This is a genomic window from Arthrobacter sp. TRD_SC_6 (assembly GCF_055361185.1).
Map to the genome: position 1 here is coordinate 638,655 of NZ_CM143953.1, position 16,630 is coordinate 655,284.

At 62.4% G+C, this 16,630-nt stretch carries 17 protein-coding genes; 8 read left to right on the forward strand and 9 right to left on the reverse strand.

What is annotated here, in order from left to right; translation table 11 throughout:
• Positions 1 to 14 precede the first annotated feature (14 nt).
• The 4 genes from ACWA1U_RS03120 to ACWA1U_RS03135 all read right to left on the reverse strand — a co-directional run bounded on the left by ACWA1U_RS03120 (position 15) and on the right by ACWA1U_RS03135 (position 4,503).
• Positions 15 to 740, reverse strand: a complete 726-nt coding sequence (locus ACWA1U_RS03120; protein ID WP_463723891.1) for a substrate-binding domain-containing protein — start codon at positions 738 to 740, stop codon at positions 15 to 17.
• 95 nt (positions 741 to 835) lie between these two features.
• On the reverse strand, positions 836 to 2,986 hold the full coding sequence (locus ACWA1U_RS03125) for a TRAP transporter permease (RefSeq protein ID WP_463723892.1): 2,151 nt from the start codon (positions 2,984 to 2,986) through the stop codon (positions 836 to 838).
• A complete protein-coding gene (locus ACWA1U_RS03130; RefSeq protein WP_463723893.1) occupies positions 2,983 to 3,498 on the reverse strand; it encodes a hypothetical protein in 516 nt (171 codons plus the stop codon). Before ACWA1U_RS03130 ends, ACWA1U_RS03125 begins: the two co-directional genes overlap by 4 nt.
• Positions 3,499 to 3,504: 6 nt before the next feature.
• The gene (locus ACWA1U_RS03135) at positions 3,505 to 4,503 is read right to left on the reverse strand and encodes a TAXI family TRAP transporter solute-binding subunit (RefSeq protein ID WP_463723894.1); all 999 of its coding nucleotides are present in this window, start codon (positions 4,501 to 4,503) and stop codon (positions 3,505 to 3,507) included.
• Between the two features lie 578 nt (positions 4,504 to 5,081).
• Between ACWA1U_RS03135 and ACWA1U_RS03140 the strand changes: the two genes are divergently transcribed.
• From ACWA1U_RS03140 to ACWA1U_RS03155, 4 genes are all read left to right on the forward strand, one after another.
• On the forward strand, positions 5,082 to 5,972 hold the full coding sequence (locus ACWA1U_RS03140; RefSeq protein ID WP_463723895.1) for a DUF1932 domain-containing protein: 891 nt from the start codon (positions 5,082 to 5,084) through the stop codon (positions 5,970 to 5,972).
• 41 nt (positions 5,973 to 6,013) lie between these two features.
• Positions 6,014 to 6,799, forward strand: a complete 786-nt coding sequence (locus ACWA1U_RS03145) for an SDR family oxidoreductase (protein WP_463723896.1) — start codon at positions 6,014 to 6,016, stop codon at positions 6,797 to 6,799.
• 71 nt (positions 6,800 to 6,870) lie between these two features.
• Positions 6,871 to 7,806 carry a dihydrodipicolinate synthase family protein gene (locus ACWA1U_RS03150; RefSeq protein WP_463723897.1) on the forward strand — a complete coding sequence of 312 codons (936 nt, stop codon included), beginning with the start codon at positions 6,871 to 6,873 and terminating at the stop codon, positions 7,804 to 7,806.
• A 201-nt stretch (positions 7,807 to 8,007) separates the two neighbouring features.
• Positions 8,008 to 8,670 carry a GntR family transcriptional regulator gene (locus ACWA1U_RS03155; RefSeq protein ID WP_463723898.1) on the forward strand — a complete coding sequence of 221 codons (663 nt, stop codon included), beginning with the start codon at positions 8,008 to 8,010 and terminating at the stop codon, positions 8,668 to 8,670.
• Between the two features lie 101 nt (positions 8,671 to 8,771).
• Here the strand turns inward: ACWA1U_RS03155 and xdhC are convergent, their stop codons facing one another.
• Genes xdhC through ACWA1U_RS03170 form a run of 3 tightly spaced genes read right to left on the reverse strand, consistent with a single transcriptional unit; the run spans position 8,772 to position 13,499 of the window.
• Positions 8,772 to 9,569: a xanthine dehydrogenase accessory protein XdhC gene (gene xdhC / locus ACWA1U_RS03160; protein ID WP_463723899.1), complete on the reverse strand. Its 798-nt coding sequence runs from the start codon at positions 9,567 to 9,569 to the stop codon at positions 8,772 to 8,774.
• A gap of 1 nt (position 9,570) precedes the next feature.
• Entirely contained in the window at positions 9,571 to 11,982 is a 2,412-nt protein-coding gene (gene xdhB / locus ACWA1U_RS03165; protein ID WP_463723900.1) for a xanthine dehydrogenase molybdopterin binding subunit, read from the reverse strand.
• Positions 11,979 to 13,499, reverse strand: coding sequence for a xanthine dehydrogenase small subunit (locus tag ACWA1U_RS03170; RefSeq protein ID WP_463723901.1), 1,521 nt, complete (start codon positions 13,497 to 13,499; stop codon positions 11,979 to 11,981). The genes xdhB and ACWA1U_RS03170 overlap by 4 nt, the downstream gene beginning before the upstream one ends.
• Positions 13,500 to 13,792: 293 nt before the next feature.
• Here ACWA1U_RS03170 and ACWA1U_RS03175 point away from each other — a divergent pair, with 293 nt between their 5' ends.
• The 4 genes from ACWA1U_RS03175 (at position 13,793) to ACWA1U_RS03190 (ending at position 15,703) form a co-directional block, all read left to right on the forward strand.
• Positions 13,793 to 14,095 carry a DUF4193 domain-containing protein gene (locus ACWA1U_RS03175; RefSeq protein ID WP_463723902.1) on the forward strand — a complete coding sequence of 101 codons (303 nt, stop codon included), beginning with the start codon at positions 13,793 to 13,795 and terminating at the stop codon, positions 14,093 to 14,095.
• A 116-nt stretch (positions 14,096 to 14,211) separates the two neighbouring features.
• On the forward strand, positions 14,212 to 14,823 hold the full coding sequence (locus ACWA1U_RS03180) for a class I SAM-dependent methyltransferase (RefSeq protein ID WP_463723903.1): 612 nt from the start codon (positions 14,212 to 14,214) through the stop codon (positions 14,821 to 14,823).
• A gap of 11 nt (positions 14,824 to 14,834) precedes the next feature.
• Positions 14,835 to 15,248 carry a VOC family protein gene (locus ACWA1U_RS03185; protein ID WP_463723904.1) on the forward strand — a complete coding sequence of 138 codons (414 nt, stop codon included), beginning with the start codon at positions 14,835 to 14,837 and terminating at the stop codon, positions 15,246 to 15,248.
• Complete coding sequence (locus tag ACWA1U_RS03190) at positions 15,245 to 15,703, forward strand: N-acetyltransferase family protein (RefSeq protein ID WP_463723905.1); 459 nt, start codon at positions 15,245 to 15,247, stop codon at positions 15,701 to 15,703. Before ACWA1U_RS03185 ends, ACWA1U_RS03190 begins: the two co-directional genes overlap by 4 nt.
• A 52-nt stretch (positions 15,704 to 15,755) precedes the next feature.
• Here ACWA1U_RS03190 and ACWA1U_RS03195 read toward each other — a convergent pair whose 3' ends face one another.
• Positions 15,756 to 16,274: a hypothetical protein gene (locus ACWA1U_RS03195; protein WP_463723906.1), complete on the reverse strand. Its 519-nt coding sequence runs from the start codon at positions 16,272 to 16,274 to the stop codon at positions 15,756 to 15,758.
• 102 nt (positions 16,275 to 16,376) lie between these two features.
• Entirely contained in the window at positions 16,377 to 16,625 is a 249-nt protein-coding gene (locus tag ACWA1U_RS03200; RefSeq protein ID WP_463723907.1) for a dihydrofolate reductase family protein, read from the reverse strand.
• Positions 16,626 to 16,630: the final 5 nt, after the last annotated feature.

Below are 16,630 nucleotides of genomic sequence, written 5' to 3' on the forward strand. Positions count from 1 at the left end.
GATTCGGGTACGGATTAGTTCGTTGATGTGGTGTCCGCGGCTTCCATGCCCGCGCGACGGTAAACCTCTCGGGCCCGGGCGCCGGTCAGGAAGCGGATCAGTGCTCGGGTTTCAGGTCGTGCAGCGGCGGCCTTACCAAGAACGGCGGAGAACTCCGTAATCTGCTGGACTTCCTCAGGCAGGGGACCAACTATTCTGGCCCCGGGAACGCAACGGTGCTCGCTCATGAGTTGGACTGCAATATCCGCCCTGCCATCCATGACCGCCACAGCGGTGAACCCTTTGTCGACAATGGTGGCATTGGCGTTGACTTGCTCGGCGATGCCCAGATCCTCCAGCAATCCGGCGAAATACACGCCGCTCGCCCCCACCCGCGAATACGCCACGGAACGGGCCCCGGTCAGGGTTGCGACCAGCGCATCGACTGTTGAAATGTCAGGGTTGGTTAGGTCCGGTGCCACCGCAATGCCGATGCGGACCTTCGCGACGGCAGCACCGCTCGATAGATCTACTACCCCGGCTGGGCCTAAAGGAGCTAATTGGTGCGTTACTCCGATCATCACATCGGGGCGGGCGCCCGCAGCAATGCGCTCCAACAGCAGGTTGGTGGGTTCATACACTGTGTTAACGGTGATGCCTGCTTCCTGTGTGAAATTCTCATCAATGACCTCATCGAGGGCTTTCTTCACTGCAAGAGTGCTGAAAAGAGAAACAGGCCGCGGGGTCAATAGGTCGTTCATCCAGGGAATCCAATCGTGTAGGCATGAAACGAGAACTAGGAACCTCCGTCCTACCCGCGAGGTAGGTTCCCTACGGCGTTGAAGTGGGTGCCCGGTCAGCTGCCCTTGTCCGGATCCGTCCCCGATACACCGGTGGCGGGAGACACGGCCACTTCTGACTCGACGGGATGCCCCTTGCGGTGCATTTTCAGTCCGAGTAGGTGTACGAGGATGCCTACGGCGATGATGGCTGCGCCGAAGCCGATGGATGTGGGTTCCATGACGAGCATCGGGAGAGAGCCGACGCCGAGCAGGATGCGCTCGGGCCAGCGGGCCGGCCCGAAGAGCCACCCGCCAGTGGTCACGGCGAGGGCTCCGACGGCCAGGAGGGAGACGCTGAAGGCCAGGGCGATGGTCGGAATGCCGCCCTGGAGGAGCAGGCCGACGCCCGGGCCGGAAAGCACGAAAATGAACGGCACCAGGAACGCCGAGAGCGTGTACCGCCACGTGAGCCACATAGTCTTGATCGGCTTGCCGCCGGTAATAGCCGACGCTGCAAAGGGGGAGAGCGCGGTAGGCGGCGACACTTCGCTGAGCACCGAGTAGTAGAAGATGAACATCGCCGCGGCGAACGCGGGAACACCGACGTCCTGTAGCGCCGGCCCGATGATGACCCACGAGATGATGAAGCTCGCGGTCACTGGCACTGCAAGTCCCAGCAGGATCACCGAGACGGCCGAGAAGATCGCCGTCAACAGCAGGCTTCCGCCGGCGAAGTCGACGATGATATTGGCGAGTTTCAGACCGAGGCCAGTGAGGGTCATGACGCCAACGATCAGGCCGGCGGCCGCCATGACGGGGATGACCGAGAGGGCGCCGGTCGCGCCGGTGGCAAGGGCGTCGAAGATCCGGCGCGGTGTCATCCAGGAGGCGCGATCGAGGAAGCTGAGGACGAACGCCAGGATGGTGGCGTAGACGACGGCGCGGAACGGGGTCATGCCCATGGCCATGAACACCACGATGGCGGCAAGGGAACTGAAGTGGTAGCCGAAACGCAGCAGCAGCTTGCCCACGGGCTTGACGTCGAAGTCCACGGCCTTGGTCTTGAAGCGGCGTGCGTCCATCTCGATGGCCAAAATGATGCCGAAGTAGTAGAGCACCGTGGGAATGGTGGCCCAGATCAGCACCTGCAGGTAGGAGACACCCAGAAGCGCGGCGATGATGAAGGCTGCCGCTCCCAGGGTGGGAGGAGACATGATGGCGCCGATGCCGGCGGCAGCGAGGATGGCACCGCCGTGTTCCTTGGGATAGCCGGCCTTGCGCAGCAGCGGCCAGGAGATACCGCCGAGGGTCACCGTCGTCGCGACACCGGAGCCAGAGACCGTGCCGAGGAGGAATCCGGCGAGGGTGACCGTCCGGCCGGGCCCGGATTTCGACTGGCCGAAGGCCGAGAAGGAGAGGTCGATGAAGAACTTGGTGGCGCCCGAGGCGCCAAGGACCGCGCCATAGATGGTGAACAGGATGATGTAGGTCGCCGCCACGTCGGTGGGGACACCGAAGAGACCCTGCGTGCCCATGACGTTGTGGCCTACCAGTCGGACCCATCCGAAGGAGGAAGTGTTGAACGGTGCCGGCACGAATGAGCCGAAGGAGGCGTAGGCGAAGAAACCGACGACCACCAAGGGTACCAGGATTCCCACGGTCCGGCGCGAGGCTTCGAGGGTCACGAGGATGGCGATGACGCCCATGGCCAGGTCGAGGTAGGTGGGGGTGATGGCGCGCCGGAAGAAGCCGTCCCAGTCGGAGATGATGTAGAGGAACGGCATCAGCGCCACGACCGCCAGAGCCCAGTCAGCGATCCCCGGGTTGTCTCCCAAGTTCTTGGCCTTCGATGATTCCGATCTGCCCCAGCCCCGGTAGACCAGGAAGGTCAGTGACAAACCGATTCCCAGGAACAGCGGCAGGTAGAGCTGCGTAGCCATGGGGTTGAACACCCAGTAGAGCGCCAGGAGAGAAAACCCTGCACCGACGATCTTGATCAGCAGTGCGGGAAGCCCGCTGAGATGCCGGGCGGGCTTCTCAGCCTCGAACTCGGCAATCAACGCCTCTTCGTCGATGGCCTCCTCGCGCTCCAGCGGACTGACCGTGTCATCCTCCTTCGCTCTGGCAAGTTCTGCCTGCTCATAGGGGTCGTAGGCCTTGTGTGCTGGGGTAGGGACGGATGGATGCGCCGCCACGGCACCGTTGCCATCTGGTCGCTCGGTCATGATGTCTCCTTGAGGTTAAGCACAACAAACGGGTTATCGCTGTCGACTAATTTCCATAGTTCAACAGGGGGGATGCCAGGCACGTGCAGGGTGCGCTGCCCGAGATCCGTTGCAGCCAGCGAGAGATTCGTGAAAGCCGCGGGCCGTGCCGGGTCGGGCTCCACGACCCAGTTCCGGCGGTCGGTCGGCTCCGCAGCCGAGGGTGCACCAGGTACTGCGTAATATTCCTCCAGTACTGCAAGCTGATCCGCTGCTATCTGCACTAAGAGGTAGGACCCGTCGGACTGGACGAGGTAGCGTTCTTCCGCGAACGTTCCGTAGATTGAATTGCGGTAGCTGACGGCAAATGACTTCCCTGAGAGCGGGACGCTGGCCAGCTCGCCGCCGTCGTTGCTGATCACAATGGACTGCGACGGGGCAGATGCGTCCGATTCGGTCACGTAGCCGGAGGCAGCTGACAACGACAGACCAGTGATAATCAGAGAAACCACGGCGACGAGTGGCTGACGCATGAGGTGTTATTGCTCGTCGAAGTAAACTTGTGCGCCGGGGCAGGTTTCGATGAAGGGGACATCTCCGGCCGTGCTGGCGTCCATCTCCTCGGCTGACGGATGAACCTGGATGAGGGCCTCCTCGTTGTCGAAAATCGCCCGAGTGATGTCCTGCTGGAGCTGTTCGTCCATGGTGGTGCTGGCAACCAGAATATTCGGTGAAGCAATAGCGGGAACGGCTTCAGTCTGGCCCTCATAGATGTTCGCGGGGATGTCATCGGCGACGTAGTAGTCGCCGTACTCGGATGCCAGCGGCTCGGCGTACTCGCCGATGGGCACCAGCACCATGTCGCCGTCGCTGGCGAGGTCGATCAGCGCACCCGTGGGAAGGCCCCCGGACCAGAATCCCGCGTCGATGGTGCCGTCACGCAGTGCGGCAACGGTTTCAGCGGCACCAAGCTGGCGCCGCTCCACTCCGCTTTCGGGGTCGATACCCGCAGCCTCGAGGATGCGCAGCGCCCCGACCTCCGTAGCCCCACCCGGCGCCCCAACGGAGATCACCTTCCCGGCCATGTCCTCGACCGATTCAATGCCGGCACCATCAACGGTCACGACCTGCATGAAGTTGTTGTAGATGTTGCCCAGTGAGCAGATCTCCATGGGATTGCCTTCGAAGTCGCCCACGCCTTCCACGGCGTCCGAGACGACATCGCCCACAGCGAAAGCTAGCTGTGCTGAGCCGTTTTCGATGAGAAGCATGTTGTCCGCGGACGCGTTCGTTTCCTGGACGGTGGCGTCATAGCCTTCGATATTGTCGCGGATCACCGTGGCGAACCCGCCACCCAGCGGGTAATATACGCCGCCAGTGCCACCCGTTGCGATGGAAAGTGAGCCTCCACCACCGGCCTCCGCGCCACCGCCGCCGCCGGTGCTGGGCTCAGGGCTTCCGCAGGCGGAGAGGAATAGTGCGGGCGTAATCAGTGCAGCGGTGCACAGAAGCCTTCGGTTGAGTGGTGTGGTGACCATGGATTTCTCCCTTGAATTTATGTTCGGATATGGACGGTGTATCGGGGGCAAGGTAGTGAGGAGGTGGCGTCAGCCGAGATTAATGTGGCGTTGTAGCCCGCAGCCATTGGCAGTCCGGGCGCCCCAGCATTCTCGATCCGACTAGTTATCTGCTGGACATAGCGATCGGGCTCTGCCCCATCGCTGGGGACTCCTCTACTGGCGCACTTACTTGAGCCGCGTGGCCGCGAACAGCCAGGAAGGCGATGTTTGCCCGGCCGGTGGAAGCTGCAATGTACAGATTCATCTAGGAACGGCAGCAGACACCACGTGGGAGATGAATCCTCCAAGGATCCCGCTGCAAGAAAGTGGTCGTATCAGTCATGAGTGTGCGCTCCAAGCTTCGTCGATTGGGAAAGGCCTTGCGGGGCTCGAACTGCAGAACGAGGCGACTGCGCCTGCTACACCTATGATCCAGATCACTAGGTGTACAGATAAAGTACTATCTCGATCATCGCGAGTCAATAGTCAACCATTTCGCGGCAATCGTTGCCAAGATTGTGTTTTCATTGTACTTTTGAAACGGAAGGGAGCGAGTGATGAAGCTTGCGATTATTGGATGCGGGGAGGTCGGACGGCTCTACGCGGCCGCCGCCGCCCCCCACTTTGAACTGGTGCTGTGTGATGCCTACCCATCGGCGGCGGCGCAGGAGCTGGCAGACCGGCTGGGGGTGGAGCTGAGAAGCTCCACGGGGCCCTGGCTCGCCGATATGGACCGGGTATGGGCGTGTGTCACCGGCGACGTTGCCGTCTCGGTGGCCGAACAAGCCGCCGTCCACATGAGCCCGGGCGCGCTCTACACGGACCTGAGCACGGCAAATTCCGCCGACAAGCGAAAAGCAGCTGCGCTGTTGGAAGCTAGGTCAGCGGGATACGTCGACATTGCCATCATGGGCGCCGTGGCACTGACCGGCGTCGAAACAAACTTGCTCGCAGCCGGGGCGGAGGCAGCATCTGCCGTCACGGATTTCAGTCAGCTCGGAGCTTCAGTCAGAGCCCTGGAAAATGCCACTGCAGGTGATGCGATCGCGCTCAAGCTGCTGAGGACCGTCCTGACCAAGGGGCTTGAGGCCCTGGGTGTTGAGGCCCTGATCGCCGCCGAGAGCCAAGGCGTGCGCCAGGAACTTTACCGGGTGCTTGAGGACATCGACACAGCGGGATTCACGAACTTCCTCAACGCCGTCGTTCGGACCCATGTGCTCCATGCGGAGCGCCGCTTCCATGAAGTTGATCGCGCCATCGCGCAACTGGACGAAGCAAATTTGCCCTCATCGGTGCTTGCCGGTACTCGGGAACGCTACGAACAAACAGTTCAGTCGTTGAGTGACTCCCCGCCCCCACCGGGGGCAGCAGAAAACATCGATTCCGCGGTCACATGGCTGCTCGAATCGTCACAGGCTGCCAAGGCTATTGCCACACCGCAGCACTAAAGCGCCCCATCACGGGACGTGAAACAACCGAAGGAAAAACAATGGATCTGGGAATTCACAGCAGGGTCGCGCTGGTATTGGGTGCTGGAGGGGGACTGGGCGGAGCTATTGCCCGTTCCCTCGCAGCCGAAGGTGTCAAAGTAGCAGTTGCTGACATCGAATCTAAGTACGCAGACGTGACCACGGCGGCCATCAACGCCGCCGGCGGCACCGCCAAGACCTTCAGCTGGGACCTTGCCGACGTCAGTTCGATCGACCACCAGATCACGCAGATCGAAGCGGAGCTGGGCCCGGTCGATATTCTGGTAAACAACACCGGCGGCCCACCCCCCACGCTGGTGCACGGCCAGACCACCGAGACCTGGACAAGCTACTTCCAATCGATGGTCCTGCCCGTCATCGCCCTGACCGACCGGGTACTCCCGGGCATGAAGGAACGCGGCTGGGGACGCATCATCACCAGCACCAGCTCAGGAGTCATCGCCCCGATCGTAAACCTGGGACTGTCCAACTCCCTGCGCTCGACCCTGGTCGGCTGGTCCAAGACACTGGCACGTGAAGTTGGCTCCTTCGGGATTACCTCCAACATCGTCCTCCCAGGCCGCATCGCTACCGGGCGCATCACCTCACTGGACGAGGCGAAAGCCAAGCGAGAGAACCGTCCGGTTGAAGATGTCACGGCCGAAAGCACCGCGTCCATCCCGGTCGGGCGTTACGGCAACCCGGATGAGTACGGCCAGGTCGTCACGTTCCTTTCCGGAACGGGCGCCTCGTACATCACCGGTTCCGTAGTCCGGATCGACGGCGGACTCATCCCCAGCGTCTAATCTGGACCGTCCCCGGTCCCTGAACGTGGTGGCCAGCGCACGCGGCCACCACCCGAGAAGGAAAGCTCGCTATGAAACTCAACCGCACGGAAAATGGCGTCTACGCCATTGCCCCTACGCCTTTTCTGGATGACGGAAGCATCGATTTTCCGTCAATCGATCGGCTCGTCGATTTCTACCAGGATGCCGGCGTCAACGGAATCACCGTCCTTGGGGCGTTGGGGGAAGCCCCCAAACTCACCACCGAGGAAGCAGCCGCAGTAGCGGACCGCTTCCTCAAGCGGGCACCCTTCCCCGTCATCGTCGGTGTTTCCGCTCCCGGGTACGCTGCCATGGGTGCCCTTGCAGGAAAGGTTATGGGCAATGGAGCTGCCGGCGTCATGATCGCCCCGCAGCCCTCGCTGCGCACCGATGACCAAATCGTCAACTATTACCGGGGAGCTGCTGAAGCCATCGGTAAGGACACTCCTTTCGTCATTCAGGATTTTCCGCTGACCTTCTCGGTCGTTATGGCCACCGATGTCATTCGGCGTATCGCCTCCGACAACGAAAATGCCGTCATGCTCAAGCATGAGGACTGGCCTGGGCTGGAGAAGATCACCCAGGTTCGGGCACTTGAAGCGGACGGCAAGATCCCGCATCTGTCGATTCTTTGTGGGTTCGGCGGAGCCTTCCTGGACTTCGAAGTCGAACGTGGAGCCGACGGCGCCATGACGGGGTATTGCTTCCCGGAAATGCTTGTTGACGTCGTCCGCCTGTCGGCCGACGGCCACCGTGACGCTGCCCATGACCTCTTCGACGCCCACCTTCCGCTGATTCGATACGAGCAGCAGCCGGGGGCAGCGGGACTGTCAGTACGCAAGTACGTTCTAAAGCGGCGAGGCATCCTGACCTCCGATGCGCAGCGCCGCCCAGGCGGGAAGCTGTCGGAAACAGCCAAGTCAGAAGTCGAATACCTGCTCGACCGGTTGGCTAGGCACGACCCTCGGGCCAAGCTCGACAGCTGACCCTATGGATGCTCGCCCTTGGAGAATCAGAACCTGAAGCGCCGGTGCCGGGTTACACCTACCGGCGCTTTAGCGCGTCCGGCCCAGCTTGTGCCATGCAACCAGCGCCGGCTGCTACTAGAGTGAACGTAGATCTGATGTGGACCGTTCAACTTCTACGCGCCCCTGCGGCTCGATGACATCCCCTCTGGAGGGCGAAGAATGGCTCAGCCGAGCACCAGAGTGTACGACCTGATCCGAAGCAGGATCATGTCCGGCACCTACGCCCCCGGCCAGCACCTGGTCGAATCCGAAATCAGCCAGGAACTCGACGTGAGCCGCTCCCCGGTGCGGATGGCACTGAAGCGTCTGACACAGGAGAGCCTGGTGACAACTGAGTCGAACCGAGGCTCGTTCGTCGCACAGTGGACCCGAAACGACATCAACGAAGTGTTTGACCTGCGACAGATGCTCGAATCCCGGGCTGCATCCCTGGCCGCGCAATCGGCCACCCCGGAGGAAATCGCAAAGCTACAGGACCTCGTCAATGAGATGGCAGAACTCGCCGAGCGCCGTGCGGAGGGATACCGCGACGACCTGCATCACAACAACCAGGCCTTCCACTTGCTCATCGTGTCGGCCGCCCGCTCACCGCGGCTGTTTCAATTCGTCAGAATTCTCACCGACACATCCCTGACGCTGGGCACATACTTTCACTACTCCGACGAAGACATTGCACGCAGCGTCCAATTCCACCAGGACCTAGCTAATGCGATCACGAGCAGGAATAGTTCCGCGGCCGAGTCCTTGATGTCCGCTCACCTTTGCCTGGCACACATGGCCTTCGAAGCGAGCCGGTTTAGCGCTGAATCCGAGAGCGCCTAGGCCCGTACAGCCCGCCGTAGGGGGCCATACCACGAGCCCCCTACCGAGTTATAACTTGGATATGGAGGGGATGAATTTCCCCTCCATTCGCATGCGCAGCATCACGGGTTAGTGAGCTTCCGGAGCAGGTCCGCCGCCGCACTCACGGCGATAACCGCAGGCGCCTTCCCCACGACGTCGGGCAGTCCTATCGGGCACTGGATCGTTTCGATCAACTCCGGAGCGTAGCCTTCCGCCAACAGCTTCTGCCGGAACCTCGACCACTTCGCGGAGGAACCGATCAACCCCACCGAACCTAAATCGCCTCGCCGGAGCGCAGCATCGGTGAGCAGGAAATCCTCCGAGTGGTCGTGGCTCATGATGAACACGTGCGCGCCGGCGGGGAGCTCGCTGAGGAAAGAATCCGGCACCGGTGTGTGCACCGCCTGTACCTCAGCCACGCCGGACGTCACATCGGCGAGCCGCTCCGGAACCAGCTGCTCGCCCCGGCTGTCCACCAGAAACAGCTTCATCGGCAACCGCGACAGGACGCGCCCCAGTTCGAACCCCACGTGCCCTATCCCGAAGACCGCCACCGTGGGCAGCGACAGGAACGGCTCGAGCAGCACCTGCACTTTCCCTCCACAACATTGCCGCCCGTGCTGCGTGACCGCATGCTCACTGAGTGAGAACTCAGCGTTCTCCGTGGCAGCGACCCCGTCGGCCATCATCCCCCGAGCACGGTCGATGACGGTAGCCTCCAGGTTGCCGCCACCGACGCTCCCCCACGTCGCGCCGGTTCCGACAACCATCTTGGCGCCGGCCTCGCGTGGCGCATGCCCCCGAACCTCGGACACCGTCGCGAGTACGCACGGCAAACCTTCCGAGCGCAGGTGCTGCAGTGCCTCCAGCCAGTCCATGTCAGTGCACTTGGCTGGTGACCGGGGTGAGGCGGGCGCTGTCCTGCTGAGCGTCGTCGTCGTCCTTGGGAACGTCCGACGACGAGGGCGCCACAGCGCGCTCGATCGCCCAGAACACGGCTTCCGGCGTCGCGGGGCTGCCGAGCTCGACGGCGCGGCCGCCGGGACCGAAGGCCGCAACCGCCTCGCGCAGCGCTTCCCGGACGCTGAACGCGAGCATCAGCGGAGGCTCGCCCACGGCCTTGGACCCATAGACGACGCCGCTTTCCGTGGCCCGTTCGAACAGGTGGACGTTGAACTCCTCAGGCATCTCGGAGAAGCTCGGCAACTTATAGGTGCTGGCGGACTGGGTGGTGATGCGGCCGCGGTTTGGACCGTCGGACACGTCCCACCGCAGCTCCTCAAGAGTCAGCCACCCGGCACCCTGCACGTACCCGCCCTCGATCTGCCCGACATCGATCATGGGCGAAAGGCTGTCACCGACGTCGTGCACGATGTCGGCCCGAATCTGTCGGTACGCGCCCGTGAAACGGTCAACCTCAACCTCGGTCAGCGCAGCGCCGTAGCTGAAGTACTTGAACGGCTCGCCCTGCATGCGTGAGCTGTCCCAGTGCAGGCCCTCGGTCCGGTAGTACCCTGCAGCCCACAGCGAGACGCGTTGGAAGTAGGCGTCGCGGGCAACCTGCTCGAAGGTCAGTTCGGTGTCGTGGAACCCGATCCCGGTGACCTTGCCTGCGTCGAACCGGACGTCATCCGGGTGGATGTTGAGTTTCCGGGCGGCGACCTCGGCGAGGCGGGCGCTGATCTGCTCGCAGGCGTTCTTAATGGCTCCGCCGTTGAGGTCTGCGCCGGAACTAGCTGCCGTCGCTGAAGTGTTGGGCACCTTGTCGGTCCTTGTCGGGGCGAGCCGCACAAGCGACAGCGGGATCCCGAGGGCCGTCGCGGCGACCTGGCACATCTTCGTGTGGAGGCCCTGACCCATCTCGGTGCCGCCATGGTTGATCAGCACCGACCCGTCCTTGTAGACGTGGACCAACGCGCCGGCCTGGTTGAACGCAGTCAGGTTGAAGGAAATACCGAACTTCACCGGCGTCATCCCCAGGGCACGCTTCACATTCGAGTGCTTCACGTTGAACTCGGCGACCTCCTCGCGGCGCCTCGCGATATCTGACCGCTCCTCCAGCGTCTCCCAGATTGCCGCCAGGCGTTCGGCGTGCCGCACCGGCTGCCCGTACGGCGTACTCTGGCCCGGCTCGTAGAAATTACGACGGCGGAGCTCGCTGGGTTCCAGCCCCAGCAGCGGCGCGCAGCGACCGAGGAGGTCTTCGATCACGATCATCCCCTGCGGCCCACCGAATCCGCGGAACGCGGTCTGCGAGGTCTTGTTGGTCTTCGCGATGCGCCCGTGAACCTCAATGTTCGGGATGTAGTAGGCGTTGTCGATGTGGCACAGCGCCCGTGCAAGCACCGGCTGGGAGAGGTCCAGGCTCCACCCGCCGTCGCTCGTGAGGGTGGCTTTGAGCGCCTGGATGCGGCCGTCGTCGTCGAAGCCCACGTCCCAGCGCGCGTGGAACGGGTGGCGCTTGCCGGACATGGTGATGTCCTGGGTTCGGTTGAGCCGCAGGCGGACGGGGCGCCCGGTAAGGGTAGCGCCGAGCGCCGCAATAGCCGCGAAACCGTGCGGCTGCATCTCCTTGCCACCGAAACCGCCACCCATGCGCAGGCATTGGACGGTCACTTCATGGCTGTGAATGCCGAGCACGTGCGCCACGATTTCCTGCGTCTCTGAGGGGTGCTGGGTGCTGCATTGCACGAACACCTGGCCGCCCTCGTCGATGTGCGCGAAGGACGCATGCGTCTCAAGGTAGAAGTGCTCCTGGCCGCCGAATTCGAACTCGCCGCTGAACCGGTGCGCAGCATTCTCGAGCGCCTTGTCCGCCTCGCCGCGCGCGACGGTGGGCTGGTCGCCCTGGAAGCTTTCGGCGTCGATCGCTTCGGCGATGGTGACGATGGAGGGCAGTGGTTCGTACTCGACCTCGACGGCCTCGGCGCCAAGACGCGCCGCCTCCAGCGATTCCCCCAGCACCCAGCACAGCGCGTGGCCGTAGAACATGACTTCCGGCGGAAAGAGCGGTTCGTCGTGCTTGACTCCGGCGTCGTTGACGCCTGGAACGTCCGACGCCGTCAGTACCCTCACCACGCCGGGCACCTCGAGCGCGGGTTCGGTCCGCATGCTCAGGATGCGTGCGCGTGCGTGGGGCGCCTGGACCGGCCAGGCATGAAGCACGTTCTGGCTGCGGACAATGAGGTCATCGGTGTAGAGGGCTGTTCCGGTGACGTGCGCGGACGCGCTTTCGTGTGAGACGGAGACGCCGACCACCGGGTTCACGGGACGATCTGCAAGCGATTTCACTGGGCCACCTCCAGAGCTGGGGCGTTCTCGGCATGGAATTTCAACAGGGCCTGCCTCAGCATTGCCGAGCGGTAGAGGGAGCTTGCCCGCATGTCATCGATCGGTGTTCCTTCACCGGCCATCACGGCCGCAGCCGCGGTGATGGTGTCCGCGGTCCATGGTTTACCGCGGAGCGCTTCCTCCGTCTTGGTTGCCCGGATTGGCGTTGCGGCAACCCCGCCGAGGCCGATGCGGATGGAGCTTATGACGCCGTCACTCAGCTGCATCGCGATGGCTACGGAAACGCTGGAGATGTCGTCGAAGCGCCGCTTGGCGATTTTGTAGAAGGCGGTGGTTTCAGCAAGCGGCAGCGGGATCCTTAGCGCCTTGAGCAGCTCGTTGGGCTTCCGGACGCTCTGGCGGTAACCGGTGTAGTACTCAGAGAGCGGCACCTCGCGGTCACCCTCTGTGGAGGAGAGGACAAGGCTGGTGTCCAGCGCGAGGAACACGGGTGCTGAGTCACCAATCGGCGAGCCGGTGGAAAGGTTTCCGCCGAAGGTCGCTGCGTTGCGAATCAGGCGTGAAGCGAACTGTGGAAAGAGGTGGCTCAGCATCGGCACACGGCCGGCGAGCGCCCGCTCCACCTCGGAGAGGGTGAGTGCCGCACCGATTTCGATACGGTCTGGTTCCTGCCTGAGTGTGCGCAGCTCTTCCAATCTGTCGATTGCGACGACGGCGCCGGGCCGTGAGTGCCGGAGATTCACCTCGACACCGAGGTCGGTGGCACCCGCGACGAGCTTGGTGTCCGGGTTGTCCTGCAGACCCTGGAGTACTTCGGCGAGGGTCCCGGGGCGGTTGAACTGGCCGGTGGAGGCGTTGCCAGCGCTGGTGGTTCGTGCCGCTGGTGCCGGCCGGTTCTGGCGGTCAAGGAGCGGATCGGTGTCCGAGGGCTTGTCCAGCGCATACGCTGCGTCGCGGATGGGCCGGTAGCCGGTGCAGCGGCAGAGGTTTCCGCTGAGTGCATGCAGGTCAAAACCATTGGGTCCACACTCGTGGTCAGTGGCGTGTTCTTCGCCGACCGCAGCCGTGCCGGTCACTTCCTCGGAGACGTTGCTGTCCGCCGGGGTGCGTTCGGGACGGTAGTATTCAGCCGCCATCGAGCAGATGAAACCGGGTGTGCAGTAGCCGCACTGTGAGCCGCCGCGGTCTGCCATTTCGCGCTGCACCGGGTGGAGTTCCTCCGGCGTGCAGGCGTTGGAGACGTTACCGAGGCCCTCGGCGGTGATAATTTCCTGACCATCGAAAGCGAGTGCCGGTGGAAGGCAGGCGTTGACGGAGGTCCATCTGGTGCGGTTCGGGCCGTCCGGCCGGGCTACGAGGACGGCGCACGCGCCACATTCCCCTTCGGCGCAGCCTTCCTTCGAACCTGTGAGACCAACATCCCGCAGCCAATCGAGTAACCGAATGTGCGGATTGGTCCCACTGCAGTCAAGGGTCTCCCCGTTGACGGTTACCCCAATCCCCTTATTTCCTTCCATCGCCTTCACGCTCCCGTACGAAACCGGACCGACGAGCCAACCAGGCTGCCTGAAAACACGTCAGGTGCCTGTTACTTAGTTTCGGTGTGATCTAGCGTACACCCTATCTGTGGAAACTTCCTTCCACGATGCGGATACAAATTCTGGGCGTCTTATTGACTGTTCTCCCTTCCAATTCCGGTTGACACGAGCAATTATGCTGACCGGCAGCACGGGCGGGAACAACAGCGTACAATTGCGCGTTGCACGCTACCTAAGCAAGACACCGATCGCCAGAGAGAAGAACACCTAAAGTGGCAACCGATTACGACGAAGTCCGTTCCGATGTCAAGGAATCTCAGGATCGTTCCCTTGAGGCATTGCAGGCCGCCAACGCTCCTGATGCCCGGAGCGTTGTCACTGAGTTGGATGAGACCGATGCCTTCGACGGAGGGCTCACACCTGGAGGGGAAATTGTCTCCGAGGAGCTGACCGTTCAGGTGATTCCCCAGGGCGAGGACGAATTCACCTGCTATTCCTGTTTCCTGGTGCGGCACCGGTCCCAGAAAGCACGCGAAAGCAATGGGCACGCATACTGCGTTGAGTGTGAGGGCTAAGCCAGTGCAGTAGCACCTGCGACTCGCAGACTGAGGATGCCCTCAGTCTTCGAGAACCTAGGGTTTCCTTGCGCGCGAGTATGTGTGGTGAACGACGCCGTCACTAGTCTTGAGGGATGATCATCGCCGACGTACGCGACGCCTATGCGAAACGAGCCGGGGATTACGTTGCCGCTGTCGGTTACATCGAAGCGGCGCATCGCGATGACGTAGACCTTATTCGGACGTGGGCTCTTCCCTTGGACGGACCGGTGATCGACGCCGGGTGCGGCCCTGGGCATTGGACCAAGTTCCTCACCGAGCACGGCGTCGGGGCAGAAGGGGTCGACCTCGTGCCGGCCTTCATCTCGCACGCTGAGGAGCAATACCCGGGTGTTCAGTTCCGCGTTGGGTTACTCGGTGACCTCGAAGTACCCGCTGCCTCGCTGGGCGGGATCCTCTCCTGGTACTCCCTCATCCACATGCAGCCTCCTGATGTGGATTCCGCGCTTCAGGAGTTTGCGCGATGCATCAAACCAGGCGGAGGGCTGTTAGTCGGTTTCTTTGAGGGCCCTCAGGTTGAGAGCTTCCCGCACGCCGTTCATCCTGCGAACTTCTGGCCTATCGATGAGCTGACGCGGCGCGTGGAAACTGCAGGCTTCGAGATAATGAAAACCCATGCGCGGGCTGATGCGGGACACCGTCCGCACGGTGCGCTCATTGCCCGGCGCTCGGGCGAATCGCGATGAAACGAGGCCTCATGACAGTTGATCGCTACGAGGACATACCGGCGGAAACTCCTTTCAAGCTCGGGGTCCATCACATTCAGCTCGCTATACCCGCGGGTACCGAGGAGGAGTGCCGAAAGTTCTATGTTGGCTTTCTGGGACTGTCAGAAGTCCAGAAGCCTCCCGTGCTCGCCGCACGCGGTGGGTTGTGGGTGCGCGGGGACAACCTCGAAATTCATCTCGGGGTCGAACAGGATTTCCGGCCACAGAAGAAGGCTCATCCAGGCATTCTCGTGCAGGACCTGGACGGTCTGGCGGCCCGCGCCGAAGCCCACGGGCTCGCCCCGGATTGGGACAATAACTTCCCCGGAATGCGCCGCTTCTACCTGTTCGACAACAACGGAAACCGGCTCGAATTCCTCTCGCCGCATGAGCATGATGAATGAGCTCGGCAGACAGTTACCTGATTCGTGAAGGCACGCGCGACGACCTGCAAGCTCTTGTTGATCTCAAAATTCAATGGGCAGCGCTGACGTTCGCGCCTTCCGCTGAAGACCGCGATGGCTTTGCGGACGTGCTGGACGAGTGGATGCGCTCGATGGGCGATTCCGTTGCCTGCAAAGTCGCTGAGGTGAGCGGCGAACTCGTCGGGATGGCCTGGTTGGTCATCTTTGAACGCGTGCCGGACATTCGTAATCGAAGGCGCACCACGGGAGACATACAAAGCGTTTTCGTGCAGCCCGAATATCGGGGCAGTGGGATCGGGGCAGCGCTGATTGAAGCGCTCACCGACCTGTCCGACCGCTGCGGAGTCCTGCGAGTCACCGTCGGTGCAAACGAGCCTGCCCTGTCGCTCTATACCAAAGCAGGGTTCGCTACCTCCCCAGTTCTGCTTGAATGACATCGACGCTGATAGAGGTTCATCCAGCCTAGCTCCGGTGAATCCCCGCCCCTCAAAGATGTGTCATCAGAATCGCACGGCCCCTCTCAAGGACCGCCGTGATGACTTCGACTTCCTCAGCATCGAAAGCCGGACTGTAGTGCTCCCCAACCGGTGTGATGCTGTCCAGATTCAGTCCGAAGAACAGCTTGTCGTAGCACTTCTCCGCTTCTGGACCCGTGTCATCCAGCGACGCATCGACACTGCAAGCGATGTCCCCCAACAGATTCCAGGCACCATTCAACTGTGAACACGTCTCATCGCTGATCGGAAGTTCGAAGAGCTTCTCCAACCCGTCCAAGCGTTGCGGATTGCTCTTGGCGGGTTCAAAAGTCAGCCCGTACCTGCTAGCAGCGGCAGCAAGATCACCGGGACTAGAAGCCCAAACGATCCTCCCGTTGTCGACCAGTACCCCGTCAAGGTCACCCTCGACTCCACTGTCTATCTCTTCGTCGTTCAACTCATCCGTCTGCCAAATGAGCCCCAAATGGCACCCGTTGATGCTGATCCACTGCTCGAAGCTGACTCTCACCCTCGGATACTAGCGCCGGCGAGCACTCGCTCACCTACACAGCACCCGCGTCGGGCGCGGGCGCCGTCGTCGTACTCTGAGGAACGACGACGGCGGCCAAGCTCAGCGCACGACGTTGTAGATCGCCTTGACGACGCCGTTGGCGTAGGCCTCTGACTCGCGGAGCCGCAGCTGCTGCCGGTCCTTGTCGGCGGCGCTGAACAGGCTCTTTCCGGCGCCGAGCAATACCGGGAAGACGAGGAGGTTGTAGCGGTCGATGAGGCCGGCGTCGGACAGGCTGCGTGCCAGTTCGGGGGCTGCCGTGGATGAAGATCGCGCCGCCGTCGCCCTGCTTGAGAGCCGCGATGTCATCGACC

Coding starts and splice junctions, on each gene's coding strand:
- ACWA1U_RS03120 (WP_463723891.1), bottom strand. CDS start 740: ATGAACGACCTATTGACCCCGCGGCCTGTTTCTCTTTTCAGCACTCTT.
- ACWA1U_RS03125 (WP_463723892.1), bottom strand. CDS start 2,986: ATGACCGAGCGACCAGATGGCAACGGTGCCGTGGCGGCGCATCCATCC.
- ACWA1U_RS03130 (WP_463723893.1), bottom strand. CDS start 3,498: ATGCGTCAGCCACTCGTCGCCGTGGTTTCTCTGATTATCACTGGTCTG.
- ACWA1U_RS03135 (WP_463723894.1), bottom strand. CDS start 4,503: ATGGTCACCACACCACTCAACCGAAGGCTTCTGTGCACCGCTGCACTG.
- ACWA1U_RS03140 (WP_463723895.1), top strand. CDS start 5,082: ATGAAGCTTGCGATTATTGGATGCGGGGAGGTCGGACGGCTCTACGCG.
- ACWA1U_RS03145 (WP_463723896.1), top strand. CDS start 6,014: ATGGATCTGGGAATTCACAGCAGGGTCGCGCTGGTATTGGGTGCTGGA.
- ACWA1U_RS03150 (WP_463723897.1), top strand. CDS start 6,871: ATGAAACTCAACCGCACGGAAAATGGCGTCTACGCCATTGCCCCTACG.
- ACWA1U_RS03155 (WP_463723898.1), top strand. CDS start 8,008: ATGGCTCAGCCGAGCACCAGAGTGTACGACCTGATCCGAAGCAGGATC.
- xdhC (WP_463723899.1), bottom strand. CDS start 9,569: ATGGACTGGCTGGAGGCACTGCAGCACCTGCGCTCGGAAGGTTTGCCG.
- ACWA1U_RS03170 (WP_463723901.1), bottom strand. CDS start 13,499: ATGGAAGGAAATAAGGGGATTGGGGTAACCGTCAACGGGGAGACCCTT.
- ACWA1U_RS03180 (WP_463723903.1), top strand. CDS start 14,212: ATGATCATCGCCGACGTACGCGACGCCTATGCGAAACGAGCCGGGGAT.
- ACWA1U_RS03185 (WP_463723904.1), top strand. CDS start 14,835: ATGACAGTTGATCGCTACGAGGACATACCGGCGGAAACTCCTTTCAAG.
- ACWA1U_RS03190 (WP_463723905.1), top strand. CDS start 15,245: ATGAGCTCGGCAGACAGTTACCTGATTCGTGAAGGCACGCGCGACGAC.
- ACWA1U_RS03200 (WP_463723907.1), bottom strand. CDS start 16,625: ATGACATCGCGGCTCTCAAGCAGGGCGACGGCGGCGCGATCTTCATCC.